The sequence below is a fragment of the Ruegeria sp. genome (genome assembly GCF_965199275.1).
In the GTDB taxonomy this organism is placed as follows: Bacteria; Pseudomonadota; Alphaproteobacteria; order Rhodobacterales; family Rhodobacteraceae; genus Ruegeria.
Genome location: NZ_CBDAQX010000009.1, coordinates 181918 through 206502 on the forward strand (window position 1 = coordinate 181918; position 24585 = coordinate 206502).

Here is a 24585-nt window from a genome sequence, read left to right on the forward strand (position 1 = left end):
CCCGGTTGGTTTTATTTGGTGTTTTGATGCTATCCGACTGATCTGAGGAATTGCTTCAGTCGCTCTGATTGCGGATTTCCAAAGAGGTCGGCAGGTGGTCCCTGCTCTTCAATACGCCCCTGATAGAGGTAGACGACATGGTTCGCCACTTCGCGCGCGAACTTCATCTCATGAGTAACCAATAACATTGTTCGCCCTTCGGCAGCCAGATCACGGATCACCGTCAGCACTTCGCCCACGAGTTCCGGATCCAGTGCGGATGTTGGCTCGTCAAAAAGCATGGCGGAAGGATCAACCGCCAATGCCCGAGCAATAGCGGCCCTCTGCTGTTGGCCCCCGGATAGATATGCTGGGAAGGTGTCCTCTTTGCCGCCCAGGCCTACCCTGACCAGCAATTCGCGCGCGCGTTCGATCGCCTCTGATTTTGGTACCTTCAACACATGTACCGGAACCTCGATTACATTCTCCAGCAAAGTGCGGTGGGTCCACAGGTTGAATTGCTGGAACACCATCGCCAGCTTTGTCCGGATGCGCTCTATCTGCTTCTGGCTGGCCGGGCTTCCATCTGCCCGCATGGCCACTTCCTCGCCTCCGATTATGATTTTGCCGGAGGTCGGCGTTTCAAGGAAATTGATGCATCGCAGCATGGTCGACTTGCCAGACCCTGAGCCACCAATGATCGCTACGACATCGCCCTGATGTGCAGTGAGGTCTACGCCTTTTGGCACCTCGAGATTTCCAAAAGACTTGTGCAAGTCCTCAACTCGGATCGCCTCTCGGCGCGTATCCGTTTCTTGAGCAACTGCGTCCGCGGCGGCTGTGTCCATTTTTTCTTTGACCCCAACTTTCTGATTGCAGTAAGCCGCGAGCATAGTAATTATGCAAGTGTATAATTACAGCATCCGCAAAATAGGACCAATCGTGAGCGAAGACCGCAAGAAATTTAAGCGTGAGTCGGCCGAAGCCCGACAGCACGCACTGATTCTCGCGACGCTTGATTTGGTGGCGGAGCAGGGCGTCCGTGGCGCTACAGTGCGGGGAATCGCAGACCGTGCGGATGTTACGCAGGGGCTTATCCGTCATTATTTCAACTCCAAGGAGGAGTTGATCGTCGCGGCGTATGAGCACCACATGAACTCGATGACAGATCAGACATTCGCGCCCGCGAACGAAGTCGAAGCCAGCGCCCAAGCCAAGTTGGCAGCTTTCGTGAAGGCGTCGTTGACGCCCCCGGTTGTCGACCCCCGTGCTATCGCTCTTTGGGCCAGTTTTTTGAACAAAGTTCAGCAGGACCAGCAAATGAAGGCGACCAACGAACGAACATACGGCTATTTTCGGGACCAACTTGAAGGGTTGATCGCGGCCTCGCTGAAAGAAGCGAACCGCTCGGCATCGCCTGTCCAATTGCGGCAGCTGGCTATCGCTTGCAACGCGGTCATCGACGGTCTGTGGCTGGAAGGCGGGGCCTTACCCGATGCCTTTGAGCAGGGTGAACTGGTTGAAATCGGGCTGCAATCCGTTTCCGCCATTATCGATTTGGATCTATCGCAAGAGAGCGAGCGCCTATGAGGTTGACGGCAATTACTGAACGGCTGGCCGGATTGGGCGGCGGTAAGTGGGAAGTACACTTGAAGGCGCGCGCCATGGTTGAGGCAGGCGCCGATCTGGTGGAAATGACAATCGGCGAGCCGGACGTGCCAACGCCGCCGGAGCTTTGCGATGCCGCTGCCTTAGCTTTGCAGTCGGGCCGTACCGGCTATTCCAACGGCCGGGGAGAGGCCGGGCTTTGCGCAGCCTTGGCAGAGTCGTACTCCAAAAGCTGCGGCCGGCATTATTTGCCCGAGAACATTCTTTGTTTTCCCGGCACGCAGACCGCGCTTTATACAGTGATGCAAGGCGTCGCCGAAGCAGGTTCCGAAGTGTTGGTTGGTGACCCGATGTATGCCACATACGAGGGCGTGATCCGCGCATCAGGAGCCGAACCCGTACCGGTGCCGCTCCGCCCAGAAAACGGTTTTCGGTTGCAGGCCGAAGACATCGCCGCGCGCATCACCCCGCGCAGCCGCGCTATACTTCTGACGACTCCGCATAATCCGACAGGCGCGATCCTGACCGCTGAAGATGTACGGAAAATTGGCGAACTTGCGATCAAGCACGACCTCTGGATCATCTCGGACGAAGTGTACGAGCATCTGGTGTTTGAAGGAGCGGAATTTGTATCTCCGCTTTCGGACCCGGACCTGGCCGATAGGGTCATCGCCGTGTCGTCGATTTCCAAATCTCACGCAGCCCCTGGCTTCCGCAGCGGTTGGTGCGTTGGCCCAGCCGCGTTCTGTACTGCGTTACTACCGGTCTCGGAAACGATGCTGTTTGGCAATCAGCCCTTTATCGCAGACATGACTGAAAAAGCTGTGCGAGACGGATCTTCGGTCGCTGCAGGCATGGCGTCTCGTTTTGCGGCTCGCGCTCGTGTTCTGGAACGCCGCCTTCATAGTGAAACGCCTCTGACCGTCCACCAACCGGATGCGGGCATGTTTGCGCTGGTCAACGTGTCGGGCATTGGAAAGGATGGTGACACCTATGCCTGGGATCTGCTGGAGCATGGCGTTTCAGTGATGCCGGGCTCGGCCTTTGGTGAAAGCCTCAAGGACTGGGTTCGGGTCGCCCTCACCATCGACGACCGCCAATTCGCGACGGCGCTGGACCGCATCGTCGCCCACGCAAACCTCAGCAAACGGAATGTTGCATGACCAAACAAACAGTGGGCGAGGCACTGGTCGCCGAATTGAAGCAACGGGGCGTATCCTGCGTGTTCGGCATTCCCGGCGTGCACACCGTTGAGCTTTATCGCGGGCTTGCCGCCTCGGGCATTCAGCATGTGACCCCAAGGCACGAGCAAGGCGCAGGTTTTATGGCTGACGGTTATGCGCGTGTCTCAGGCAAGCCAGGCGTTGCCTTTGTGATTACAGGACCCGGCCTGACAAATACGCTGACGCCGATGGCGCAGGCCCGCGCGGATTCCGTTCCGATGCTGGTGGTTTCCGGCGTCAACGAAAACAGCACGCTACACAAGGGTCTTGGCCATTTGCATGAACTGCCCGACCAACATGCGCTGGCCAAATCTGTTGCGCTGGTGTCCGAACATGTGGCCCAGCCCGGTGATCTGAGCGCTGCTTTGGATCGCACGTTTGCACCCTATTCCGCTGGACGACCGGGCCCCACCCATATCCAAATCCCGCTGGATGTGGCGGGGCTGGTCGCTGAAAGCGCCCTGACTTCGAAAGATCATCCTCATCAGGCACTGGACAGTGACTTAATCAAACAGGCCGCAGACCGGCTGTCTGCCGCGCGAAAAGTTGTCATCTTGGCGGGGGGCGGAGCGAAAACGACCGGAGAATATCTACAAACTCTCGCTGAGCGCCTCGATGCGCCTGTCGTGCAAACCGTAAATGCGCGCGGTGTGATGCATGGGCACCCACTGACTGTTCCCGCCAGTGCAAGCTTGAAATCTGTCCGGGCTTTGATCGAAGATGCCGATTGCGTCCTCGCTTTGGGGACCGAGTTGGGCCCAACGGACTATGACATCTATGCCACCGGAGATATGGCCTCTATGTCGGGGCTCATACGAGTGGATATTTGCCCGGATCAACTGACCCGTCACGAAGCCGCAATAGCCATAGAGGGTCGCACCGATCAGGTTGTTTCGTCCTTGCTGTCGGCATTGCCCGGAAAATCCAACCAGCGAGATGGAATGGACAGCGCTGAAAGAACCCGCGCTGCGGCGTTCGAAGAGATTGGTTCTGACTACCGCGCCCAAGTCGAGATTCTGGCGGCCATGCGCGCCGCAGTCCCGAATGCGCTCATGATCGGGGACTCCTATGATGATTGTCAAGCATGACATTGATTTTGTTTGATTTTAAATTCGACAAAATCGTCGAAGACCCAGCCGTTCTTGAGCGTGTCATAGATGATCTTGAGCAGCTTGCGGGCAGTGGCTATGATCGCCTTGCCCGCGCCACGGCGTTCCTTGATGCGCCGATAATGGCTGTTGAGATATCCCGAATAGCGGATCGCGATGAGCGTACATTGCACCAGCGTGGTGCGCATGAGCTTGTTGCCGCGCTTCGTGATCCGCCCGTGATGTTCGGTTTCGTTTGAGTTGCTCACCTTGGGCACGATGCCGACATAGGCGGCCAGCTTGTCCGCGTCGGAGAAGTCTTCAACCCTGCCGATCCCCGCCAGCAGGACCGCGGCAGATCGCGCACCGATCCCCTTGATGCTGGTGAGCCCCTCAAAGCCTTTCATGGCCGAGGCGGCCTCCTCGATGGCCTTGTCGAGACGGCTCAGGGTTTCGGTCAGGCCGAGCGCCTGGTCCCGCAATGCCGCCAGTTCGACCTGCTCAAGCGGTGTGAAGCGGCTGAGATCCAGGTCGCGCAGGCGCTTCTTGCTGGACAACCCTTCCTTCTTCAGCTTCATGCCGTGGCGGACAAACATCGCGTGGATGCCGTTCAGCAGCATGGTGCGCTGTTTGACCAGCATGTCACGCGTCCGGGTCAGCGAGGCCAGTTCGCTTTCCTGAGTGGACTTGAGCCGGGTTTCCGGCAGCATGTCCTTCGACAGGAAAAACGCCAGGGCGCGGGCATCGTTGCGATCGGTTTTCTTCACCGATGTGCGGATCACTTTAAACTGGCGCGGGTTGACCACAACGATCCGGCCGACACAGGGTTCCACCTCACCGCAGAACCAGGCCGTGTTGCCGGTGGCCTCGACCGCCAGTTCGTCATCCGCATCAAGGCTCTGACAGAACTGCTCAAGCGCCTGCGCGGACAGTTGAAAGGTTTGGAATGTTTCCGATCCGTCCGTCTCACGCCGACAGATCGTGAAGGAATTCGTATGAAGATCGACACCTATGTAAGCCATGGCTATACTCCCTGCTCAAGGAGGCGGAGCCCCCAATGGGGCGTGAACGGCCAAACCAAGCTCCTATGCAGGATCACCGGCCAAAACCGGGCCCTATGGGGGCTGTTCGGAAACAGGCGAAGGCTAAGCTCCACTACAGGGTCACAATGCCCTACGAAAACATCCAGCCTGAGACCTATCCGCCTCCCCGAATCCTCTAACAGATTCAGGGCGTTTGGCCGATCACAAATCATTCATACCCCCTCCACTCAGCCGATTTATGCTGGCAACCTTTACTATGATCACGACCGTCCCGGCGGATGGTTCAATGCGGCCACAGGATACGGAGCGCTTGGCTACGGTATTCCGGCAGCCATCGGTGCCGCGATTGCCGACCCGGAGGCGTCCGTGATTTGCATCGCTGGGGACGGAGGTGCCCAATTTTCACTGCCTGAGATCATGGCCGCAGTGGACCAAAACCTGCGCATTACCTTTGTTCTTTGGAACAATCATGGCTATGGCGAAATCGCCACGTCCATGGAGGGCGTGGGCGTCGAGGTGATCGGTTGCGACCCAACCCCACCTGACTTTGCGGCCACTGCTGCCTCGTTTGGTGTCCCCTACAAACGCGTCCGGCAAGATCCAATAGCTGTTGCCGCTGCACTGACAGAAGCCATTGCCCAAAACGGCCCCGCGATTCTGGAAATTGATATTGCCGGGCGACGCTCGGATCAGGAGTGACTCATGCGCAACCCGACCTTTGAATTTACCCGTGCCATAACGCGCAAGCCTGCCTCGACCATTGCAGACGGCCTGCGTGCCGAGGATATCGGCAATCCCAGCCTAGAGGGTATGCTGGCTGCGCATTCGGCCTATGTCAGCGCGCTGCGGAGCACCGGAGCAGAAGTCATCGAGCTTGACCCGCTTGAAGCGTACCCGGACGCCCAATTCGTCGAGGACACCGCGCTGTGCCTGCCGCAAGGTGCTATCCTGATGCGACCTGGCGCGCCCTCCCGCCTGGGTGAGGTGGCAGAAATATCGTCGACGATCCGTGCCTGTTACGACGACGTCCGCGAGATCAAGGGGCCCGGCCATGTCGAAGGAGGTGATATCCTGGTGACCGGAAAGGAAATTCTGGTCGGCCGCTCGGATCGAACCGACGCTGCAGGCGTGGGCGAGCTGACGGAAATTGCCAATGAATGGGGCCATGCTTTGCGCGAGGTGTTTACGCCTGAAGGCGTGTTGCATTTCAAGACCGATTGTTCACTGATGGATGCCGAAACCGTCCTTTCAACCAAGCGTCTAGATGCGTCCGGGTGTTTTGAAGGCTACCGTGTTCTGCATGTTGCCGATGGTGAAGAAGCGGCCGCCAATGTGTAGAAAAGCGTGCAATTTTGACCCCCTAAGCGGGGAAATCGGCGTCCAAATTTGACCCCTCCCTATGGTTGTAGACATCCTTTTCATTGAGCAGTCGATGGAGAGGCAAGCGGGATGATTTGCGTGGAAACTATTAGAAAAGTGCGTCGCTTACACCTGATCGAAAAAAAGAGCATCAAGGAAATTTGCCGTTCGCTCAATTTGAGCCGTGCAACGGTTCGAAAGATAATCCGATCGGGAGTGACGGAGTTCAAATATGAGCGCAAATCGCAGCCATACCCGGTGCTCGGGCCTTGGCGCGCGCGTCTGGATGAAACGCTTGAGGAGAACGAGGCGCTTCCGAAGAAACACCGCAAGCGGATGACCAAAATCTGGAAGGAACTCTCCGATGATGGTTTTGGCGGCGGGTATGACAGTGTTCGACGCTACACAAAGAATTGGCGCATTGCGCACGGCCGACAACAGGCGCAGGCGTTCATCCCGCTGATCTTTGATCCTGGGGAGGCGTACCAGTTCGACTGGAGTGTGGAGACGGTTTTGATGGACGGTGCACTCACGACCGTGAAGGTTGCCCATTTCAAACTTTGCCATAGCCGCATGCCATTCTCCATTGCCTATCCGCGCGAGACGCAGGAGATGGTCTTTGATGCCCACGACGAGGCCTTCAAATTCTTTGGTGGAGGCTGCATCAACGGGATCTACGATAACATGACGACCGCCGTCGATGCGATCCTGTCGGGCAAGGAAAGAAAGTTCAACAAGGCATTCTCCCGGATGTGTTCTCATCATCTGGTGAACCCGATCGCCTGTACGCGCGCGGCCGGTTGGGAGAAGGGTCAGGTTGAGAATCTGGTCAAGGAGAGCCGCGCCTATAGTTTTACACCGCGTCTGGAGGTGGCCGACTTCGATGAATTGAATGCCCGGCTGCAAAAAGACGCGATCAAACGCGCAAAAGAACTGCGGCATCCGGAAAACCTGGAGGTGACGGTCTGGGAGGAGTTCCAGCAGGAAAAGCCGCTGCTGACGCATCTGCAGAAGCCCTTCGTCGGGTTCCGTGAAAAGACGGTCGCCGTGAGCCGAACCTGCCTGATCAACTTCGAAAGAAACAAATACAGCGTTGAGGCAAGAGCTGTTGGACGTCAGGTCCAGTTGCAGGTCTACGCCACGCGGATTGTCCTGCGCCAAGACGGTGAGATTGTCGGAGAGCACGAACGGTGCTTCGGCCGAGGAAAAACGATCTTCAACCCTTGGCACTATGTGCCCGTCCTCAAGCGCAAGCCTGGCGCTCTGCGCAATGGAGCACCGTTCCGTGACTGGGACCTACCACCGGCAATGACGCAGATCTGGACCCATCTGCGGGGCACATCCGACGGAGACCGGCAACTTGCCGATATTCTTTTCGCTGCTTACCAGCACGACATTGATGTGGTCGAGGCTGCCTGCGAAGAAGCTCTAAAATCTGGCCTGCGCAAGGCCGATGCGATCCTGAACATTGTCTCTCGGCGCACCAATCCCCCGCCGCCAAAGGCGATTGAGCCGCCTGCCCACCTGCAGCTGAAAATGGCACCGATCGCGGATTGCGCTCGCTATGACAGGCTTGGAGGCTCCCATGCAACTGCGTAAGGAAATTCTCGAACTTGCCCGTCAACTGAAGTTGCCAGGCATCGTCAACTGCTTTGACGAAGTGATGCAGGCCGCAGCCAAAAACAACTGGCGGCCCCAACAGGTCGTGGCCGAACTCCTCACGGCCGAACTGGCCGAAAAGACTGCGCGCTCGATCCGGTATCAGATGGGTGCCGCAAAGTTCCCGGTCTGCAAGTCCTTACCTGAGTTCGACTTCACGGTCAGCCCCGTCAACGAGGAAGTCGTGCGCAATCTTCATGACGGCGATTTTATGGACCAGGCCAGGAATGGCGTGCTGGTCGGTGGAACCGGATCGGGCAAAACGCATCTCGCAACAGCGATCGGGGGCCACGCGGTCAATAACCGCCGGCGGGTCAGGTTCTTCAGCGCTGTGGATCTCGCGAACAAGCTGGAGGCTGAACATCGCGAAGGCAACGCCGGGCGGCTCAGCGAGCAGCTGATCCGCGTCGACCTCGTGATTATAGACGAACTCGGTTATCTGCCGTTCGCAGAGTCTGGTGGACGATTACTCTTCCATCTCATCAGCAAACTGTACGAGCGAACGTCTATTCTGCTAACAACCAACCTCGCATTTGCTGAATGGCCGAGTGTGTTCACAGATGCCAAAATGACCACTGCTCTCCTGGATCGACTGACACACCATTGCGATATCATCGAAACCGGGAACGAAAGCTGGCGAATTAACCACCGCGACTAACCTCGAAATCGGGGAATAAATTCAAAACAGACAGCAGGTCAAACCTTCAGTCGAGCTACGCTCTCTTTTCGGTTTGACCTGCTGTCCACCCCCTCCTGAATCAACCTAAACACGACCCCCTCAACGCCCCTCTTAGCTCCAAGGGGGGTCAAATTTGGACGCCGATGGGGGGTCATTATTCAATGCCGATTGACACGACCGCCGGTTCGTTACTCTCCATATCAACGACTGCCAGAGTGCTATGCTTGCTGCATGGCGCCGGAAGTTCAGACAGTTCGGGATCGTCGATGGGTTCAATAATTTCAAAAGATGTATTCAACATAACTGCACCAACAAATCGGGACGTTGAAACAGAGATTAAAATCAAATTGTCACCAAACCGCGATGCAGATGTTAACCAGATGTTAACAGGCCCGGTTCTTACGCACGCTAGGCTTGTGTCCGTGGCTGAACATATTCCAAAAAGAGTGTGGGGATGGTTTGCACGAAAACACTCACACGTGCCAAGCTGTGTTTAGAAACAGACATGTAGGACCGCAGAGTTGAAGAAGCTGAACGTATTGTTGGTAGAGGACGACCCGTCATTGCTTGCTCTGACGTCCGCGCTCCTTCGACCGCATTACAATGTTCTTCAGGCGTCCAATGTTGCGGATGCGCGCGCGACGCTTGCGTCCCAATCCGTGGATATCGCGCTGCTGGACCTCGGATTGCCGGATGAAGACGGTCTGGTGCTTGCGCGTTCGATGCGGGCGAAATCGGCACATCCGCCGATCATCTTCGTGTCGTCCCGCAATAGCGCGAGCGACAAGATCAGCGGGTTGGACATCGGGGGTGACGACTATCTGACAAAGCCGTTCGACCCGGATGAGCTTTTGTCCCGGATCAACGCAGTGCTCAGACGTACAAACCCCCAGGCTCAGATGCCCCGTCAAGATACCAAAGTCCGGCTGGGAGAGATCGAGATTGATCTGGACAGTCGACAGGTCTGGAACGCCCAGCACGAGGTCATACCCGTCACGCGGGCCGAGTTCGACGTGCTGATGGCCATCGTAAACGCGAACGGTCGGGTGCTGTCCCGGTCGGTGCTGCTGGATGCAGTTGCCCTCTCACCGGACCATGACGCAGGAGAGCGCACGATTGATGCTCTAGTTGCAAAGATCCGCAGGAAGCTGTCGGATGGCGGCGATGGTCCCAAGATCATCGTGACGGTCCACGGGGTCGGCTATCGACTGGGGGTGACAAGACAGTGAAACTCCGCGCCTTCATATATGATGAGCCGATCAACGCGGTCACCCAGAACTTTCTGGACAAGAAGTTTGAGGCCCAATACCGCGATTGGTACTTCGAATCCACACGCGGGCAATTCCGCACAGCGCTGCTGTTTGGCGCGTCCTTCTACGTCGTCTTTGCCTTTCTTGAGGTGTTTGTCCTGCATTCCCGCAGCTTCTCGGGTCAGGATCTGGCTGTCTGGGGAGCACGGCTGTTCATCATATCTTTTATTTTTGGACTTTTCTTTTGGGAATTATATACTTAAGTAACATTTATGATGTCGAGAACATTCTGAATTGTCCGGTGTAGGTAACATGCCAATTGTCCGCTTCAGTTGATTGCGCGGTGGCCCAATTCGGAGGGAGCCGTAGGCGACCGTAGATTTGGGCCACCGCGTTCGCGCCACGTCGAAGCGGGTCACGCGACTTTGTGTTTGCTATCCTCCTGTGTGATGGGTGATCCGTCAGGCTGGTAGCGGCCAATGCATCTCGGGCCGTGGAAGATGACCAGTTGACCATCGGGGTATTCGTGGACCCTGACCTTCGCCTTGACGAAATGATGACGGTGCCTGTCTGCCGCGATCTGCATGACCAGGCCCTTGTAGCGCACCGTATTGTCGTTGCCGACGACGCGGTCTTCCTGCACACACAGGGTGTCGCGCACATTGCCTGTAAACGGCACGAAGGCCGAGGTCGTATCCTCCGGCTCCTTTGCAAACAGGGCATTGTGTTCGGGAAGATAGACCTCTTTCAGGAACTGATTGGCCTCTTCAATGGTTGTGATCCCATGGGACCGCAGTTCCTGCGGCAATCGGTTCTGGAACGTGCCAAACATGCGTTCAGACCGTCCACGGGCCTGCGGTGAATAGGCCGGGATCAGCTCAATGCCGAGTTGCTGCAAGGCGCGCCCGACCTGGGTCAGATTGTCCTTGTCCACTTTGCCGCCCGCTTCGGGCGTATGCCAGTAATGAGAGCCCCGATCGGCATAGAGCGAGCAAAACAGACCTTGCGCCTCGATCACCTCTGTCAGCCCCTGAAAACTGCTCATCGTCCCTTCTTCCTCGACAAAGAATGCCGAATAAACCCGGTTGGTGGCATCGTCCATGGTGACGATCAGATCCCACCACTGACCCGGAACCCATTCATGGCTGGAGCCGTCCTGATGCAACATCATGCCAACCATCGGACGGCGGGGCCGCTTGCGCCGATGGGCACCTCGTCGGGGTGCTGCCTGAACCCGGCCGTGGCGCTGCAGTGTAAGCCGCACCCAGTTGTAGCTCTGTGTGAAACCATGGTGGGCCACCAGCTTCTCGTGGAAATGCTTCGGCGTGTAATCCCAGTACTTGGTATCAAACAGTTCAAGCATCTCCATGACCTTATCCGTGGCAACACGATTGTTGGCCAGTTTGCCAAGCCGACGGTCGTACAGACCTTCTGCACCATCCGCCTCAAATCGATCCTCCCAACGCCTGACGGTGCGCACGGATACACCCAGTATCTCAGCCGCCTGTTCTTGCGTCAGCTTGTTCGCGCTTCGCCGCGAATACACATCTTCAAACTTCATCAGTCGAACTTCCTGTAACACTTCTGCTCGGTTCATAACGCCTCCTCTCAGAGACAGAATAGAACCGGACAGATCGCATGTTACATACACCGGACATATCGCGTGTTAGCGACACTTAAGTAACATTTATGATTGACGGACTCCGACGCATTTGTTACATTTTAATAACATTCAGGAGTGTAAAAATGACAAAAGCACCGGGAAAATCAAACCGCAAGGGCCTGACCTTCCTACAGGTTGCTGCAATGTTCGGTAATGAAGAAAAGTCGCGTAAGTGGATTGAGGAACTACATTGGCCAGATGGTCCGTTTTGCCCGCATTGCGGTTCTTTCAACGTGCAGTCAGGCATCAGGCATCCAAGCATGACGCACAGGTGTCGTGAGTGCTCCAAAAAACCCATGTTTACGGTTCGGGTCGGCACGATCCTTGAGAATACCCGGCTACCATATCGCACATGGGCCATTGGTATTTACTTGTTCACAACTAACCTTAAGGGCGTATCTTCGATGAAGTTGCACCGTGAGCTTGGTGTTACGCAGAAGTCCGCGTGGTTCATGCTGCATCGTCTTCGGGCTGCAATGGAGGCAAACATGCCTTGGTTTAATGGCCCAGTCGAAGCAGATGAAACCTACATAGGCGGCAAGGAAGGCAACAAACACGCGAAGAAGAAACTCAAGGCTGGACGTGGCGCTGTTGGCAAGGCTGCTGTTGCTGGTATCAGGGATCGCGAAACGGGTCAGGTTGTTGCCAAAGTGGTAGAGAGCACAGACAAAGAGACCTTGCAGGGGTTTGTGAACGAGCATGCCGTCGAAGGAGCAACACTCTATACCGATGAGGCTAGTGCCTACAAGGGCATTGACAGGCCGCATGAGGTGGTAAAGCACTCAGTGGGTGAATATGTCCGCGATCAGGCGCACACCAACGGGCTGGAAAGCTTTTGGGCTCCTATGAAGCGGGGTTATAATGGCGTCTATCACAAGATGTCGCCCAAGCATCTGCAACGCTATGTGGACGAGTTTCAGCACCGTCACAACAACAGGCCAAAGGATACAATCGACCAAATGGGCGGCGTTGTGCATGGGATGGCTGGAAAGAACCTGCCTTACAAGAAGCTAATCGAGGATAACGGATTGAATAGCGGAGCGCGGTCATGAGCGTCGGAACTTCGCAAAGTACTGCCGGGGTATTTTCCAACACGCGCACGGTGACCGTGCCAAAGCTGGTGCTTCCCGATGTCCTTAAGCCCAACACGCGCCTTAAGATGGACGGTCTTGAGTTCCTTTCCGCTATACCTGCGGACGCAGTTCCAGTCGCATTCTTCGATCCCCAATACCGTGGCGTGCTTGAAAAGCTGGCATATGGGAACGAAGGCAAAGTTCGTGGAAAACGCCGCAGCGCCCTACAGCAAATGCCGGAGGAGGCCATCGCCAATTTTATTCGCGGAATAGATCGTACGCTTATCCCATCAGGCCATCTCTTTTTATGGGTGGATAAGTTTCACCTTTGCCAAGGTATTCACCCGTGGCTGGACGGAACGAGGCTGGACATTGTGGATCTTTTAACGTGGAACAAGGGTACATTTGGTATGGGCTATCGCACTCGGCGCAGAGGAGAATACTGCATAGTACTACAGAAACAGCCGCGTAAGGCAAAAGGCGTGTGGAAAATACATAACATTCCAGATGTAATTCAAGAACAAGTATCCCAGCGGGATCACCCACATTCCAAACCAATAGACATACAAGGTCAACTCATGGCCGCCGTGAGCCACGAAGGCGATTTTGTAATTGATCCGGCTGCCGGGTCGTTTTCGGTTCTGCAAGCGGCACGAAACCATGGCCGCACCTTCCTTGGTTGCGACTTGAACGGTTAGATTATGGCACGATTACGGGATGCCAAACCAAAGAACACATCTGGTTCTTACGCCCGGTTGTTTGGGAATGAAGCGTTAGGTGAATTGGCCAGCAAGATACAGTCAGCTGTAATCTCATCGGGGTCAGAACTGGAATCGATGATCGTGGAAGCTGTTCCCAACATCCCTAATCTGGACACCTTTTTGGAACAAGAAATCATGCCTGAGGGCGTGTTGCTTGCCCGAAAACGTGAAATTAAACGAAGTCGGACCTTGGATTTTTCGGGATCAGAGCCTGACTTTATGGTTTTCAAGCGCCGAAAAGGCGAGCAAAACTGCCATATAGTTGAGTTGAAGGACGGTCATGTGTTCGACACAAAAAAAGCTAGCGCAGAGAGGCAGTCAATGCACGGGTTCATTCAACGCAACGCCCAGCATATTCAATATCGGTTCCAGGCACACTTTTGTGCTTTCAATCAAGAAGACAAGCAAGCGATCTGGGAAGGATTCAAGAAGAGAATTTCAATCGATGAGGCAATGACAGGTCGGGAGTTTTGTGATTTGTTGGAAATTGATTACGACAGTATTGTGCGGGCGCGTCAGGCCGACGGCCCCGACAACGTAGAGTTTTTGTTGACCGAACTGGCTAAAATTGAACCAATCCAAACCCGCTTGCGAGAACTTCTCGGCTAAAACCAATGTATTCAATTTAGGAATTCGCATGACAAACCAACGTTACAATGCAGACCTGCCTGAACCCGCCGATCTGCACATCAGATCGAACAAATATCAACCGACCAAGGCTGAGTTGGAAGAAGAAATCGACATGCCTGAAATGTCATTGGATGAAATCAGGGCTGCATTCATGCGGCCAATGAGTATCAAGAAGCCTGATTAAAGAGAGCGCAGAGTGCTAAAATACCTTGCGCGGTTTTCGTTTTTATCGCGTCAATATGCGACAGTCCACTATAAAAATGTTACTTAAGTATATAATTCCCTTTTGCAAAGGCAGCTGCACGAAGTTCTCTTCGAAATGCGCGCGGTGATCCGTGTCGTGGAAGGCAAGATACCCGGGCGCATAAAGCTGCGAGAACGGAAGCAGTTTGGTTGGGCCGGATTCTACCGGCATATCGCAATGCGCTACAGCGCCCTGCAATGTCAGAGCTGCCGTTAGAAAATGCGCATGCGCGGGATAGCGTGCTGCGCTGTCTGCCGTCTGAAACCCAAGATGATAGTCACGATGCGCTTGCTGTGCCTGCCCGCCGGGACGCACCTGGTTGATCTGCGCCGTGACCTGGTAGTTCGGGCCAAGCCACGCCTCACACGCGGCGGCAATCGAGGTGTTTCCGAAATAGAGCGCGAAGCCCTCGGGATCGCGCAAGCACTGTTTCTGTAACGCGTTCCAGATCCGATCATTGGCCCCAGAGGCCGCAAAGTGGTCGCCCTCACCCCCGCCGCCCTGACGTTCATCTTCGATGATCTGGCGGAACACATCTGTCGCCCGGTCAATCACAATTGTATCCGGATACGCCTGTTTCAGGGCGATGACGCCTGCGGATTTGGCAAGAACCCAAGCCCATTCGGCCAGCAAGGCCTGCCGCTTGTCTGCTTGCTCTAGTAGCGGACGCAAAGCCTGCATGTCATAGATTGGCAAATTGTTTTCCAAAGACGCAGCAAATGGCACCGCGTCCGCCGAAAGGGCCTGTGAGGTCAACACCTTGAATTCATCCAGATCACAGGATTCCCGGTCAAAATAGCCGACATATCTGAGTTCTTGATTTACCATGACTTTCTCCTTTCTCATGGCTTCGGTGTTGCCCCTTGGGACAGTGTGCTAAGCGGTGATCTCCAATCCTGCCTTGCCGCAGACGTCAACGATGTGGTCGTAGCCTTTTTTTGAGTACTCATAGGGCGGCGCTTTGGCCGGGTCCTGTTCTGCCTCAACGACGATCCAACCGTCGTAGTCCATCGCTTTCAGCGCATTTGCGACCGCCTGAAAATCAATGCAGCCGTCACTGGGCACCGTGAACGCGCCTGCGATCACGGCGTCCAGGAAACTGCGGTTGTTTTCCCGCACGTCCTGCACGATGGCGGGGCGGATATCCTTGAAATGCACGTGATGCACGCGGTCGCCCCAGCGGTTCAGGGTCGCCATCACGTCGCCACCGCCAAACAGCAGGTGGCCGGTGTCAAAGCACAGTTTCACCTCGGGTCCTGAGCCCTCCATCAGCCAGTTCACGTCATCTTCGCTTTCGATGATCGTGCCCATGTGGTGGTGATAGGCCATTGGCATGCTCTGATCGCCCATCCATTTTGCTAGTTCGGTCAGCTTGGCCGCGTAGGACAGCACCTCATCCTTCGACAGTTTCGGACGGTCATTGACCGGCGTCCCGATCTGGCCCTGAATTGTGTTGGAGCATTCGGCGTAAACGATACACGGGCTGTTCAGCGCCACAAACTGTTCTACCTGTTCGCGAACGGCGTCTCGTTCCGTCGCAAAGTCATTGACCAGTGACGCACCGGAACACCAGCCGCCACAGAGCGCGATATCGTTGCCCTCAAGGTAGGCGCGCAGCCCCTCGGTATCGCTGGGCATCCGCTGGCCCCGTTCGACGCCGGTGTAGCCAATCTGACGCGACTCCTGCAGCGCTTGTTCCATGGTGTATGCGGCGGTCAGGTCCGGCAGATCGTCATTCTGCCACGCGATCGGAGAGATCCCGATTTTCACGCTCATTTCGTGTTTCTTTCCTTGATGGCAACCTCATAGGCCGCGCGTTTTTCATTCACTTCGGGGCGGGTGCTGACCTCGGGCACCGCGACTTCCCACCATGTGCCGCCATATTCGGTCGAGGGGTAAGGATCGGTGTCGATGACCACTACGTAGGGCCCTGTAATGTCGCCGCGTTTAGCCAGCGCGTCCTCAAGCTCGGCAATCGAGCTGACCTTGACCGAGGTCGCCCCCATCGCCGCCGCATGTGCCGCGAAATCGATGTTCGAGGCAGTTTCATGGACGGTGTGATCAAGCAGGTTGTTGAACTCGGCCCCGCCGGTGCCCATTTGCAGCCGGTTGATACAGCCAAAGCCCCGGTTGTCCGTGATCACAACGGTGAAGGACACGCCCATCATCGCCGCCGTCGCCATTTCGGAGTTCGCCATCATGTAGGTGCCGTCGCCGGTAAAGCAGATCACGTCGCGATACGGCTGGGCCATTTTGATGCCCATGGCGCCTGCGATCTCATAGCCCATGCAGCTGAACCCGTATTCCATGTGATAGGCCCCAGGTCGCGGCGCTTTCCACAGCTTGTGCAGCTCACCCGGCATTGTGCCAGCGGCGCACATCACCACCGTGTCGTCATGCGAGGCGCGCTGAACCGCGCCCACCACCTGCATGTCGGTGGGCAGAGCGTTCCCGTCACCCGGCGCGTCAGTCAGCGCGTCAACCTTGCCAAACCAATCCGCTTTGAGTGTGTCGGCCACAGGATCAGCATTGTAGCCCTGCAGCGCGGCGCCCAGCTCCTGCAAGCCAACGCGCGCATCGGATTGCAACGGCATCGCGCCGTGTTTTTCGGCATCATAGGCGGCGGTATTAAGGCAAATCATCTCGCGCGCGGGGTTCGAAAACAGACCCCATGAGCCGGTCGTGAAATCCTGCAGGCGTGTGCCAACGGCCAGCACCAAATCGGCTTCGGCGCAGATGTCATTGGCAGGCTCGCCGCCCGTCACACCAATCGGACCCAGGTTCAAGGGATGATCCCAGGCCAAAGCGGATTTGCCGGCCTGCGTTTCTGTGATTGGGATATTGTGTGTCTCAGCAAAGCTCTGCAGGGTATCTGTTGCGTCCGAATAATGCACCCCACCGCCCGCAACGATAACCGGGCGTTTGGCCGCTGAAATCGTGGCCACAGCGCGCGCCAGCTCGCCTTCGTCCGGGCGAATACTCCGTTGGAACCACACGCGCGGTTCAAAGAAGCTTTCGGGGTAATCATAGGCCTCGGCCTGTACATCCTGACAGAAGGCCAAAGTGACCGGTCCGCAATCCGCCGGGTCCGTCATCGTGCGGAAAGCACGCGGCAGAGCGGTCAGCAGATGCTCGGGGCGCGAGATACGGTCATAGTAGCGGCTGACCGGGCGGAAACAGTCATTGGCGCTGATGGTGCCATCGCCAAAACTCTCGATCTGTTGCAACACCGGGTCCGGCCCGCGCGAGGCAAAGACATCGCCCGGCAACAGAAGAACCGGAAGGCGGTTCACATGGGCCAGCGCAGCAGCGGTGACCATATTGGTCGCGCCCGGCCCGATGGACGAGGTCACCGCCATCGCCCGTGTGCGCCGCATCTGTTTGGCATATGCAATCGCGCAATGCGCCATCGTCTGTTCATTGTGGCCGCGATAGGTGGGCAGCGTGTCTTTGACACCATGCAGCGCCTCACCCAGCCCGGCCACGTTTCCGTGGCCGAAAATGGCCCAGACACCTGCGATAAAAGGCTCTCCGGCCTCATTCATCTGGGCACCCAGATAGCGCACCAAAGCTTGCGCTGCGGTCAGTCGGACGGTCTTGCCCATTGTGATCCCTTTCGACACAAGGCCAATTTGGCCAATTCTGCGATTTCGTTGGATGTCGGACCGAATGGTCCCGTTTTTGCAGGAACGGCGTTAAACCGTTCCGCCAAGTGACCCTTCCAATTGGGCCAATTCCTGACCTCCTGCCATCAGGTCCTGTAGTTCTTCAGGTGTTATCTCGCCGCGTTTTGCCGTGCCCAGCGTTTTGCCCCGGTTCAGCACGGTAAAGCGGTCGCCGACGGCCAGCGCGTGGCGAACGTTGTGGCTGATGAAAACCACACCGACGCCTTGACTGCGCACCTTGTCGATGGTCGCCAGCACGTTCGAAGTTTGCCGCACCCCAAGGGCCGAAGTCGGCTCGTCCAAAATCAGGATCTTGGCGCCGAAATGAACGGCGCGCGCAATCGCAACCGTCTGGCGTTCCCCTCCAGACAGGGTGCCCACAGCCTGATCCGGGCCACGCAGGTTGATGCCCATCTTGCGCATCTCTTCCATAGTGATTTCGTCAGCCAGCTTCTTATCGAAGAAGCTGATACCAGCCATTTTGCGCGTAGGTTCGTTGCCCATAAAGAAATTGCGGCTGACACTCATTAGCGGGATCATGGCCAAGTGCTGATGCACTGTTGCGATCCCCGCTGAAATAGCATCGCGCGGGTCTTCAAAATGCATCGGTTTGTCTTCGAAGAAAATCTCGCCCGAAGTTGGTTTGTGAACGCCCGACATCGTCTTAATGAAGGTCGACTTGCCGGCACCATTGTCGCCGAGAAGACAGTGGCATTCCCCCGGTTTAAGGTCAAAGCTGACGCCGGCCAGCGCAATCACCGAGCCGAAGTGTTTCTGGATGTCGACCATACGAATGATCGGCTTGCTATCCTGCACGTCCCCATGGTGGAACTTGGTATCGTCAGTCATCTCAGTGTTCTCCTGTGATGATGCGGCGGATATAGGTGTTCAGGATCACGGCACCCAACAGGATGATCCCCAAGAAGACCCTAAACAGTGAGCTTTCAACGCCAGCAAAGAACAGCCCCTGCTGTACCACGCCAAAAATCAAAGCGCCCAAAGCAGCCCCCAGAACCGAGCCATATCCGCCGGTCAGCAGCGCACCGCCAATTACAACTGCAATAATCGCTTCAAACTCCTTGAGCAATCCACGGTCCGCGCCCGCCGAGCCGAACTCCATAACCTGACAGGTGGCGAAGACCGTGGCGCAGAAGGCAGTGAACATGAACATCAGTATTTTGACTTTGTTCACTGGCACGCCTGAATTCCGCGCTGCCTCGGCGTCGCCACCCGCTGCGAAAATCCAGTTGCCAAACTTGGTTTTGGTAAGCAGCACGTGACCAAAAATAATGATACCAATGGCCCAGACAATCAGCATGGGAATACCGTCAACAACAGGCTGACCCGCGCGCGTTCCACGCTCGAACGTTTCGATCAAGCCGTTTTCGCCAAGCCAACTGAAGAACCCTTGTCCGACTTTGCCACCGAAGATCGATGCCAGCCAGTCACCTTCCGCGACGTCTTTGATGCCGCCGATGATCGTCTTTCGCTCAATGGTTTGCGGCAGATAAATGGTGAAGCCGCGCAGGATAAACAGGAAGGCCAAAGTCACGATAAAGCTGGGCAGGCCAGTTCGCACCACGATAAAACCGTTCAAGGCCCCAATCGACACACAGAGCGCAAACGTCACAATGATAGCCATCCACACGGGCCAACTGAGTGTGACTGAGAAGATCGCGATCATCATCCCGGCAAAGCCGATCATCGAACCGACCGATAAGTCAAATTCGCCTGCGATCATGAGCAGGCACGCCCCTACGGCAATGATCATGAACTGCGCCGAAACGATCGACCAATTCAGCACACCTTGACTTGTGAACATGCCACTATCGAAGGCAAACAACAGAAAAAACGTAAATACGGCGACGGTGCCGACAATTCCACCCAGCTCTGGGCGGATCAGAGCACGGCGCAGCGGCGAGATCTCTTTGATCCGTTCATCTTCAACTGCCGTGGATTGAGCTGATTCAGACATTGTGGTCCTCCCCTCGCGGGCGATCCAGAAAAATTGGAAGTAGGATTGAGCGGGCGTCCTAGCACGCCCGCTCAGTTTAGAAGATCAGCGGTATTCGCCCGCGAATTCTTCGATTTTCTCCAGGCCGTCAGCGGTCACAAACCCGGGGCCAGAGTTGATGTTGTTGCCCGGCAGAACGCCGTAACGGTGGTAGTTAGTCAGAACAACAACCGGCAGGTAGGCCTGCAGGAACGGCTGCTGGTCGATTCCCCATTGAATCGTACCGTCCTTGATGGCTTTGACAATCTCGCCACCCAGATCGAACGTACCGAAATAAATGTCACCGGCCATGCCGTTCTCTTGAAGCGCCAAGATGGTTGGATCGGCAGAGGTCGGGCCAAGCGTCAAAACAGCGTCCGTCTCTGGGTTAGCCGACAGGTAGGCCAGAACGCGGTTCTTAATCTCCGCAGGGTCCTGTCCCGCGTCGATCATCTGCTCACCAAGCTCAATACCCAGGCCGTCCGCGAAGCCCTGGCAACGCTCTTGGCTGGATGGCTGGACGATGTAGTGGTTCACACAAAGGAAAGAGCCAATGCCGTCACCTTTCGCCCGAAGACCAGCCGCGTAGCCGGCGTCGTATTCGGGCTGCCCGACATACATCAGGGCGCCAACTTCGCGTGCCTTGTCGGGTGTCCCAGTGTTCATAATGATCACGTCGATCCCGGAATCTACAGCAGCTTTGATCGGGCCTTCGAGAATATCCGGGTCAGCCAACGTGGTGATGATACCATTGGGACCGGAGGCCGCAGCCTGATCGATGATGCGCGCCATATCCGCAAGGTCACCAGTAGGCGGGTTGCGATATTCTACCTCGACACCCATCTGCTCACCGGCCAAAGCGATACCGTTCTTGATCGTGTTCCACCAGCTGTCACTGTCAGGGGCATGGCTGACCAGGATGTACTTTTCACCCTCAGCCGCGGCACCGCTTGCGGCCGCCACCGCGACAGCACTGGCCATCAGTACTCGTTTCACAAACTTGTTCATTTGGTTTCCTCCCATAAAACCGTCTGTTTTCGTCCTAGGCTATCAGCCCCATTTAATCGGTTGGGCCGAATCTGTATTGCCCGGGTCTGTATCCGAGCTGTTTTCAGTTTGAAGAAATTCAATCATTTTGCAACCGGTTTCAAAACTTCAGCCAGATGAACCGGCCTACCGGACTGCGCCGACAGCGTTGCTGCCTCGGCCATTGCGAGGGCTGCAACCCCATCCTCCAGCGACACAGGAACCTGCGCGCCCGACGCCGCTGCCTCCACAAAAGCGGCCCATTCCGCCTGGTAGGCGGGCATGTAGCGTTCCAGAAAGAAATAGGTGGGTTTGGCGCCGACAACACCGGCAGAGGTCGATTTGACAACCGTGTTTTCCAGCATGTTCTGCGCCTGCAGAAGACCTTCGGAACCCAGTAGCTCAACCCGCTGATCATAGCCATAGGCCGCCCGGCGTGAATTCTTGATGGCCGCGATACGACCATCGGCGTAAGTCATTGTGACAACAGCAGTATCCACGTCACCGGCCGCGCCGATTTCCGGGTCGACGATCGACGAGCCGACAGCAGAAATCGTCTTCGGGACCTCTCCCATCAGGAAATTCGCCATGTCGAAATCGTGGATCATCATGTCCCGGAACAAGCCACCCGAAACCTTGACATAGCTCACCGGTGGCGGGGCGGGATCGAACGAGGTGATGGACAACAGTTCAGCCTTGCCGATCTCGCCTGCATTCACAGCCGCTTTCAATGCCGAAAAGCTGGGATCAAACCGACGGTTGAAACCGATCATCACGGGTCGACCATGGGCGACAACCGACTGCTGGCAGGAAATGGCCCGCTGGAGGTCCAGATCGACGGGTTTTTCGCACAAAACCGCTTTACCCGCCGCTGTTGCGGCTTCGATCAGGTCCGAATGCGTGTCGGTCGGCGTCGCGATCAGCACAGCTTCAATTTCTGGGTCCGCTATGATCTGGTCCGAGGTTCGAACCTCAGCGCCGTGGTCACTGGCCAGATCCTCTGCCGCCTGAGCCATGGCATCCGAGACCGCGCATAGCACACTGCCCGGATGGGCTGATATGGCCCGCGCATGCACCCGCCCGATCCGTCCGGCGCCCAGCAATCCAACCTTCAACATCCAAACCCTCGAATCCTGTTATCTGGCGCAACAATGGATTTTTTTGCAACCGGTTGCAATAGTTTTATCACTGGTCCTCCGATCAAGGTCTGCGGGCGATGTAGTCGGCACCTCAACCACAATTGAATGCGCGAAGCCTCAAAAAACCTGACGCTCAAGATGACGTGAATTGGTCGAGGCCAAGAACCACCCTAGGGTGCGTCGCGAATGGTCTGTTGGGGCAACTCAAAGCAATAGTAAACATGATGGGTGTGTGATGGTTCTACGCAGTTTCTTTTCGATCGACAGCGAAAACATGATGGTTACGTCCAGCCCCAGCGCTGGGATCGTAGGCACACCGATCCGCAACAACTCGGACACGCCGGACGGTACTGTTTTCCAATATTCTGCGGGCGGCGGAACCACGATCACCGTGGATGACACCTCGGGCAATCCGGATGTGTTCGAAGACGATCAGGCCTTTGGTCATACCGTCACCGAAGGCGGTGGCATCGTGGCCAATGGTACTCCTGTGGAATCCGAGTCCTTCATCGATATTCGGCAGCTTGACGAAAACGGAGTAGCAACCGGACCTGTTATCCGGCTGAATGTCTTTTCGCAAAACGGCGTGACCTCGGATGTCTGGGGCTTTGCGGCCTCGGAGCGGCTGATAGATGGGGCCTCCTACGTCAAGGTTGCCGGATCGAATGCAGGATCATCGCTGTATTCGGACTATGTGGCTTGCTTTGCTGAGGGTACATTGATCGAAACAGCCGACGGCCTGGTTCCCGTGCAGCAGATTAATGTGGGTCAGAAGGTCTGGACACGGGACAACGGCCTGCAGCCCGTTTTGTGGGTCGGGAGTACAACCGTCCCGGCAACCGGGCGCTTTGCCCCTGTGGTTTTCGGCCCCAACACGCTGGGCAACTCGCGCGAACTGGTCGTCTCGCAGCAGCACCGGATGATGATCGACACAAGTGTAGCCGAGCTTCTGTTTGGCGCACCCCGCGCTTTGGTGGCGGCCAAATTCCTATGCGGCATGGAGGGAGTATCGATTCGCGAAGGCGGGCATGTCAGCTATTGGCATATCATGTTCGATCAGCATCAGATCGTCAGATCTGAGGGCGTCCTCAGCGAGAGTTTTTTCGTATACCCAACCTCGATCGGAGCGCTGGATCGCCCGCAGCGTGCTGAAATACTGTCACTTTTCCCAGAGTTGCGCGGAAATCCCAACGCCTATGGGCCGACGGCTGCACCTATTCTAAAGCCACATGAAGCGGCTGTTCTCAGGTCGCATCTATCCCGTTTGAACACCGCAGAAACTCGCGTTGCGGCGCAGTAACTACGGGAATCCCCCAATTTCGCGCGCTGCGCGCATTTGTTAATTTTTGGTTACTGATTTACCTACCACTCAGTAACCCTCTTAAGAAGGGCTGGCGCGACCCCCTCAGCCAGCCCTTCTGACCCTTCCCCGCCAAAGCGAAGAACGGATCGGACAATCCGCGCGTTTTTTGAGTGAAATGGCGATCCCTGAAGGACTCGAACCCTCAACCTGCTGATTAGAAGTCAGCTGCTCTATCCAGTTGAGCTAAGGGACCGCTGCGCCCTTCTTGCTGGTTTTAAGGGCGGGGTTCAAGGGCCAAGCGCATGAAGGCGCTGTTTGGATCGTCTTCATACCCATAGATCGGGCCGCAATAGGAATAACCCAGCGCCTCATAGAGCTTACGCGCAGCCGCATAATCTGGCAGGTGCGCCGCACCCGTTTCAAGCACAAGCGCCTCTGTGCCCTCATTGGCTGCCAGATCAGCAAGATGCGCCATCATCACCCGCGCCAGACCGCGTCCGCGGGCGGCCTCGATAACGTGCACGGATTTCACTTCGGCCGTACCATCGGGCAGCGTCTTTAACGCGCAGCAGCCCAGTGCACGACCCTCTTCGAAAAGACCCCAGAACCGGATGCCGTCACCCGACAAGGCGTCGGGTCCCATGGTATGATTGCTTTCCGCCGGGCCAGCTTGCTCGCTATGGGCAAAATGCGCCTCGATCACAGGGCGCAAGGCATCCGACGTGGGGTCGGCCAGTCGAATATCGATCATTCAGTGCGTCCAGGGGCTGCGACGGTCCGTTGCGAAATTCTCGCCATACCCGCGCGGACGCAGATTGGGCTTGCGCTTGTGCGGCTCGCTGACCTGCACGTCGATACCGTTGTCCTTGGCGTAATCCAGCGCCTCTTCCTTGGTATCGAATTTCAGGCGCACCTGTGTTTGGGTGTCATCGGATGAGGTCCAGCCCATCAGCGGATCAACCTCACGCGAGGACGCAGGCGCATATTCCAAAACCCACTTTCGGGTCTTGGCCATGCCCGAGGTCATCGCATTCCGCGAAGGCTGGTAAATCCGTGCGCGCATCTCGCCTCTCCGTGCTCATTTGGCTGGCTTTGTTTATGCGCCACAGCATCCATTCGGACAAGTCCGCAATTGTCGCAATTGCGTGCAATGGAAATGCCCCCTTGAACCGGAACAAAAACAGATCAAAATCAGGCGCG

General features: G+C 56.3%; 22 protein-coding genes, 1 tRNA gene and 4 pseudogenes. 14 read left to right on the forward strand and 13 right to left on the reverse strand.

Translation table 11 applies throughout. The features are described 5' to 3' along the window. Positions 1–29: 29 nt before the first annotated feature. Positions 30–827, reverse strand: coding sequence for an ABC transporter ATP-binding protein (locus tag ACOERD_RS06650; RefSeq protein ID WP_419738466.1), 798 nt, complete (start codon positions 825–827; stop codon positions 30–32). Positions 828–921: 94 nt separating this feature from the next. On the opposite strand from ACOERD_RS06650, the gene ACOERD_RS06655 reads away from it, so the two are divergent. The 3 genes and pseudogenes from ACOERD_RS06655 to ACOERD_RS06665 all read left to right on the forward strand — a co-directional run. Continuing rightward, entirely contained in the window at positions 922–1569 is a 648-nt protein-coding gene (locus ACOERD_RS06655; RefSeq protein WP_419738467.1) for a TetR/AcrR family transcriptional regulator, read from the forward strand. Continuing rightward, a complete protein-coding gene (locus tag ACOERD_RS06660; protein WP_419738468.1) occupies positions 1566–2750 on the forward strand; it encodes a pyridoxal phosphate-dependent aminotransferase in 1185 nt (394 codons plus the stop codon). The genes ACOERD_RS06655 and ACOERD_RS06660 overlap by 4 nt, the downstream gene beginning before the upstream one ends. Next, a pseudogene (locus tag ACOERD_RS06665) lies at positions 2747–3877 on the forward strand (5-guanidino-2-oxopentanoate decarboxylase); the annotation flags it as partial. The gene ACOERD_RS06660 and the pseudogene ACOERD_RS06665, both read left to right, overlap by 4 nt. Positions 3878–3888: 11 nt before the next feature. On the opposite strand, the gene ACOERD_RS06670 reads toward ACOERD_RS06665, so the two are convergent. After that, the gene (locus ACOERD_RS06670; RefSeq protein WP_419737763.1) at positions 3889–4920 is read right to left on the reverse strand and encodes an IS110 family transposase; all 1032 of its coding nucleotides are present in this window, start codon (positions 4918–4920) and stop codon (positions 3889–3891) included. A gap of 243 nt (positions 4921–5163) precedes the next feature. On the opposite strand from ACOERD_RS06670, the pseudogene ACOERD_RS06675 reads away from it, so the two are divergent. The 6 genes and pseudogenes from ACOERD_RS06675 to ACOERD_RS06700 all read left to right on the forward strand — a co-directional run. Continuing rightward, positions 5164–5663 (forward strand): annotated as a pseudogene (locus tag ACOERD_RS06675) (thiamine pyrophosphate-dependent enzyme); the annotation flags it as partial. After that, positions 5644–6273: pseudogene (locus ACOERD_RS06680) on the forward strand (arginine deiminase family protein); the annotation flags it as partial. The pseudogenes ACOERD_RS06675 and ACOERD_RS06680, both read left to right, overlap by 20 nt. Before the next feature lie 117 nt (positions 6274–6390). After that, on the forward strand, positions 6391–7899 hold the full coding sequence (istA, locus tag ACOERD_RS06685) for an IS21 family transposase (protein WP_419737605.1): 1509 nt from the start codon (positions 6391–6393) through the stop codon (positions 7897–7899). After that, the gene (gene istB, locus ACOERD_RS06690; protein WP_419737606.1) at positions 7886–8617 is read left to right on the forward strand and encodes an IS21-like element helper ATPase IstB; all 732 of its coding nucleotides are present in this window, start codon (positions 7886–7888) and stop codon (positions 8615–8617) included. The genes istA and istB overlap by 14 nt, the downstream gene beginning before the upstream one ends. Before the next feature lie 563 nt (positions 8618–9180). Beyond that, positions 9181–9867, forward strand: coding sequence for a response regulator transcription factor (locus tag ACOERD_RS06695; RefSeq protein ID WP_419738536.1), 687 nt, complete (start codon positions 9181–9183; stop codon positions 9865–9867). After that, positions 9864–10151 (forward strand): hypothetical protein, encoded by a 288-nt coding sequence (locus ACOERD_RS06700; protein ID WP_419738469.1) that lies wholly within the window; start codon positions 9864–9866, stop codon positions 10149–10151. The genes ACOERD_RS06695 and ACOERD_RS06700 overlap by 4 nt, the downstream gene beginning before the upstream one ends. Before the next feature lie 152 nt (positions 10152–10303). Here the strand turns inward: ACOERD_RS06700 and ACOERD_RS06705 are convergent, their stop codons facing one another. Continuing rightward, positions 10304–11485 carry an ISNCY family transposase gene (locus ACOERD_RS06705; protein ID WP_419737631.1) on the reverse strand — a complete coding sequence of 394 codons (1182 nt, stop codon included), beginning with the start codon at positions 11483–11485 and terminating at the stop codon, positions 10304–10306. 149 nt (positions 11486–11634) lie between these two features. Between ACOERD_RS06705 and ACOERD_RS06710 the strand changes: the two genes are divergently transcribed. The 4 genes from ACOERD_RS06710 to ACOERD_RS06725 are packed head-to-tail and all read left to right on the forward strand — an operon-like array spanning position 11635 to position 14199. After that, complete coding sequence (locus ACOERD_RS06710) at positions 11635–12603, forward strand: IS1595 family transposase (protein ID WP_419737678.1); 969 nt, start codon at positions 11635–11637, stop codon at positions 12601–12603. Continuing rightward, on the forward strand, positions 12600–13322 hold the full coding sequence (locus ACOERD_RS06715; RefSeq protein ID WP_419737677.1) for a DNA methyltransferase: 723 nt from the start codon (positions 12600–12602) through the stop codon (positions 13320–13322). The genes ACOERD_RS06710 and ACOERD_RS06715 overlap by 4 nt, the downstream gene beginning before the upstream one ends. Positions 13323–13325: 3 nt before the next feature. Further along, on the forward strand, positions 13326–13994 hold the full coding sequence (locus ACOERD_RS06720; RefSeq protein WP_419737676.1) for a hypothetical protein: 669 nt from the start codon (positions 13326–13328) through the stop codon (positions 13992–13994). Positions 13995–14022: 28 nt separating this feature from the next. Next, the gene (locus ACOERD_RS06725; protein ID WP_419737675.1) at positions 14023–14199 is read left to right on the forward strand and encodes a hypothetical protein; all 177 of its coding nucleotides are present in this window, start codon (positions 14023–14025) and stop codon (positions 14197–14199) included. Positions 14200–14295: 96 nt separating this feature from the next. Here the strand turns inward: ACOERD_RS06725 and ACOERD_RS06730 are convergent. From ACOERD_RS06730 to iolG, 7 genes and pseudogenes are all read right to left on the reverse strand, one after another. Further along, a pseudogene (locus ACOERD_RS06730) lies at positions 14296–15087 on the reverse strand (phytanoyl-CoA dioxygenase family protein); the annotation flags it as partial. A gap of 48 nt (positions 15088–15135) precedes the next feature. Beyond that, positions 15136–16035, reverse strand: a complete 900-nt coding sequence (iolE, locus tag ACOERD_RS06735; protein ID WP_419738470.1) for a myo-inosose-2 dehydratase — start codon at positions 16033–16035, stop codon at positions 15136–15138. Continuing rightward, positions 16032–17864 carry a 3D-(3,5/4)-trihydroxycyclohexane-1,2-dione acylhydrolase (decyclizing) gene (gene iolD, locus ACOERD_RS06740; protein ID WP_419738471.1) on the reverse strand — a complete coding sequence of 611 codons (1833 nt, stop codon included), beginning with the start codon at positions 17862–17864 and terminating at the stop codon, positions 16032–16034. Before iolD ends, iolE begins: the two co-directional genes overlap by 4 nt. Before the next feature lie 90 nt (positions 17865–17954). Further along, entirely contained in the window at positions 17955–18773 is an 819-nt protein-coding gene (locus tag ACOERD_RS06745) for an ATP-binding cassette domain-containing protein (protein WP_419738472.1), read from the reverse strand. Between the two features lies 1 nt (position 18774). After that, positions 18775–19899, reverse strand: coding sequence for an ABC transporter permease (locus tag ACOERD_RS06750; protein ID WP_170767239.1), 1125 nt, complete (start codon positions 19897–19899; stop codon positions 18775–18777). A gap of 84 nt (positions 19900–19983) precedes the next feature. Next, positions 19984–20925, reverse strand: a complete 942-nt coding sequence (locus tag ACOERD_RS06755) for a sugar ABC transporter substrate-binding protein (protein ID WP_170378787.1) — start codon at positions 20923–20925, stop codon at positions 19984–19986. A 122-nt stretch (positions 20926–21047) separates the two neighbouring features. After that, positions 21048–22061: an inositol 2-dehydrogenase gene (gene iolG / locus ACOERD_RS06760; protein ID WP_419738473.1), complete on the reverse strand. Its 1014-nt coding sequence runs from the start codon at positions 22059–22061 to the stop codon at positions 21048–21050. A gap of 256 nt (positions 22062–22317) precedes the next feature. Between iolG and ACOERD_RS06765 the strand changes: the two genes are divergently transcribed. Continuing rightward, the gene (locus ACOERD_RS06765; protein WP_419738474.1) at positions 22318–23382 is read left to right on the forward strand and encodes a Hint domain-containing protein; all 1065 of its coding nucleotides are present in this window, start codon (positions 22318–22320) and stop codon (positions 23380–23382) included. 179 nt (positions 23383–23561) lie between these two features. On the opposite strand, the gene ACOERD_RS06770 is transcribed toward ACOERD_RS06765, so the two are convergent. From ACOERD_RS06770 to ACOERD_RS06780, 3 genes are all read right to left on the reverse strand, one after another. Further along, a tRNA-Arg gene (locus tag ACOERD_RS06770) sits at positions 23562–23638 on the reverse strand. A 21-nt stretch (positions 23639–23659) separates the two neighbouring features. Beyond that, positions 23660–24136 (reverse strand): GNAT family N-acetyltransferase, encoded by a 477-nt coding sequence (locus ACOERD_RS06775; RefSeq protein WP_419738475.1) that lies wholly within the window; start codon positions 24134–24136, stop codon positions 23660–23662. After that, positions 24137–24448 (reverse strand): ETC complex I subunit, encoded by a 312-nt coding sequence (locus tag ACOERD_RS06780; RefSeq protein ID WP_170378795.1) that lies wholly within the window; start codon positions 24446–24448, stop codon positions 24137–24139. It abuts the gene before it with no gap. Between the last annotated feature and the right edge of the window lie 137 nt (positions 24449–24585).

Excerpts from the sequence above, each read along its gene's own strand:
- istA (WP_419737605.1), top strand. The coding sequence starts at position 6,391 with ATGATTTGCGTGGAAACTATTAGAAAAGTGCGTCGCTTACACCTGATC.
- ACOERD_RS06720 (WP_419737676.1), top strand. The coding sequence starts at position 13,326 with ATGGCACGATTACGGGATGCCAAACCAAAGAACACATCTGGTTCTTAC.
- ACOERD_RS06705 (WP_419737631.1), bottom strand. The coding sequence starts at position 11,485 with ATGAACCGAGCAGAAGTGTTACAGGAAGTTCGACTGATGAAGTTTGAA.
- ACOERD_RS06715 (WP_419737677.1), top strand. The coding sequence starts at position 12,600 with ATGAGCGTCGGAACTTCGCAAAGTACTGCCGGGGTATTTTCCAACACG.
- iolE (WP_419738470.1), bottom strand. The coding sequence starts at position 16,035 with ATGAGCGTGAAAATCGGGATCTCTCCGATCGCGTGGCAGAATGACGAT.
- ACOERD_RS06650 (WP_419738466.1), bottom strand. The coding sequence starts at position 827 with ATGGACACAGCCGCCGCGGACGCAGTTGCTCAAGAAACGGATACGCGC.
- ACOERD_RS06670 (WP_419737763.1), bottom strand. The coding sequence starts at position 4,920 with ATGGCTTACATAGGTGTCGATCTTCATACGAATTCCTTCACGATCTGT.
- ACOERD_RS06660 (WP_419738468.1), top strand. The coding sequence starts at position 1,566 with ATGAGGTTGACGGCAATTACTGAACGGCTGGCCGGATTGGGCGGCGGT.
- ACOERD_RS06780 (WP_170378795.1), bottom strand. The coding sequence starts at position 24,448 with ATGCGCGCACGGATTTACCAGCCTTCGCGGAATGCGATGACCTCGGGC.
- ACOERD_RS06750 (WP_170767239.1), bottom strand. The coding sequence starts at position 19,899 with ATGTCTGAATCAGCTCAATCCACGGCAGTTGAAGATGAACGGATCAAA.
- ACOERD_RS06745 (WP_419738472.1), bottom strand. The coding sequence starts at position 18,773 with ATGACTGACGATACCAAGTTCCACCATGGGGACGTGCAGGATAGCAAG.
- istB (WP_419737606.1), top strand. The coding sequence starts at position 7,886 with ATGCAACTGCGTAAGGAAATTCTCGAACTTGCCCGTCAACTGAAGTTG.
- ACOERD_RS06710 (WP_419737678.1), top strand. The coding sequence starts at position 11,635 with ATGACAAAAGCACCGGGAAAATCAAACCGCAAGGGCCTGACCTTCCTA.
- iolG (WP_419738473.1), bottom strand. The coding sequence starts at position 22,061 with ATGTTGAAGGTTGGATTGCTGGGCGCCGGACGGATCGGGCGGGTGCAT.
- ACOERD_RS06725 (WP_419737675.1), top strand. The coding sequence starts at position 14,023 with ATGACAAACCAACGTTACAATGCAGACCTGCCTGAACCCGCCGATCTG.
- ACOERD_RS06765 (WP_419738474.1), top strand. The coding sequence starts at position 22,318 with ATGGTTCTACGCAGTTTCTTTTCGATCGACAGCGAAAACATGATGGTT.
- ACOERD_RS06775 (WP_419738475.1), bottom strand. The coding sequence starts at position 24,136 with ATGATCGATATTCGACTGGCCGACCCCACGTCGGATGCCTTGCGCCCT.
- ACOERD_RS06755 (WP_170378787.1), bottom strand. The coding sequence starts at position 20,925 with ATGAACAAGTTTGTGAAACGAGTACTGATGGCCAGTGCTGTCGCGGTG.
- iolD (WP_419738471.1), bottom strand. The coding sequence starts at position 17,864 with ATGGGCAAGACCGTCCGACTGACCGCAGCGCAAGCTTTGGTGCGCTAT.